Here is a 1354-nt window from a genome sequence, read left to right as displayed (position 1 = left end):
GGCAGCCGCCGGCGCACGGTACCCGGCCGACAGCAACCGCGTCAGGCAGGTCCGAAGATCCACCCGGTCGGCGACGATGTCGACCTGACCCTTACTGGCGAGAAATCCGCTGCTCTGGAACTCGGCGGGAAGTTCCTGCCCGATGGTCTGGCGGATGACGCGGGGGCCGGCGAAACCCATCCGGCTGCCGGACTCGGCAACGATCACGTCCGTGTTGGTGGCAAACGATGCAGCCACACCGCCATAGGTGGGGTCGGTCACCAGGCTGATGGACAACAGGCCCCGTTCCCGGTGCCGCTGGATGGCGATGCCGGTCTTTGCCATCTGCATCAACGACAGACAGCCCTCCTGCATTCGAGCGCCACCAGAGGTCGCGACGATGAGCAGGGCGAGCGCGTCGTCGACGGCACGTTCGACCGCGAGGGTAATCATTTCCCCGACCGCCGACCCGAGACTCCCGCCCAGAAAACGGAAATCCATGATGGCTGCGACAACAGGGTAGGCACCGATGCTGGCCGTGCCACACAGCACCGCCTCGGCAAGTGAGGTCTCCTCGCGGGCGGCCTCCCAACGCCGGCGGTAGGGCCGGGTATCGGTGAAGCCCAGGACGTCAAAGGCCACGGGTTCGATCGGCAACGGCGCGAAACTGCCCGCGTCAAGAAGCTGGTCCACCCGCTGCGACGCCGTGAGCCGACTGTGGTGACCACATTCGGGACACACGAGCAGATTGCGGGCCAGCCGCTTGCCGTAGACGAGCGCCGTACAGGACCCGCACCGGGTCCAGGCCGCAGCCCTCGCCCCGGCGGTAGCGGTCGTCACGCGACCTCCCCCTGAGACGCCGTCTCAAAGGTGTAGAAACAGTGTGCCATCGCGTCCGCGGGCGAACGCCATGTCTTCAGGTACGGCCGAATATGGTGCTGCAATCGGTCGCTGACGCGCTTGAACTCCTCGTGACCGCGTGCGTTCTCAACCGTCCGCCGGCCGTCGTCGACGGTTTCCAGAAGATGTACGTAGAGATCGCCGAGTGAGTAGAGTGAACGGTGGACGACGCCGGCCACGCGCGGCAGACCGGTGGCGTCCGACTCTGCGAAGATACGCGCGACATCCTTGTGGGAACCGGGTTCGATTTTGGCAACAATCAGCGTTCTGTGCATGTTGCGATCCCCCTCCACCGAGCTGGCCGGGAAACCCCGGGACCGGGGCCGGCAGGGCCGCTGACCCATTCACGGCGACGTTTCCAGGCGAGACTGACCCACTACTGAGAGTAAATGCGATCATGCCGTGCGTCCACCTGTACCGTCTGCGTAACCATCGGAGGAGGGTTCCATCCGATCACGCCGACCGCACCGCACCG

The 1354-nt window shown here is 65.6% G+C and carries 2 protein-coding genes; both read right to left on the bottom strand.

The features are described 5' to 3' along the window. Window positions 1-819 (bottom strand): acetyl-CoA carboxylase, carboxyltransferase subunit beta (accD, locus tag U9980_RS11505; protein WP_322767905.1); only part of this gene is annotated, 819 nt, incomplete at its 3' end. Next, window positions 816-1154: a TcmI family type II polyketide cyclase gene (locus U9980_RS11500; RefSeq protein ID WP_322767904.1), complete on the bottom strand. Its 339-nt coding sequence runs from the start codon at window positions 1152-1154 to the stop codon at window positions 816-818. The genes accD and U9980_RS11500, both read right to left, overlap by 4 nt. Window positions 1155-1354: the final 200 nt, after the last annotated feature.

This window comes from Protofrankia sp. Cr1, assembly GCF_963555865.1.
Taxonomy (GTDB): Bacteria; Actinomycetota; Actinomycetes; order Frankiales; family Frankiaceae; genus Protofrankia.
Note: the sequence above shows the minus strand (reverse complement) of the source record. Positions and strands in the feature narration are given on the sequence as shown.

What these genes read in the sequence shown, in the direction of transcription:
- U9980_RS11500 (WP_322767904.1), bottom strand. Translation starts at nt 1,154, where the DNA reads ATGCACAGAACGCTGATTGTTGCCAAAATCGAACCCGGTTCCCACAAG.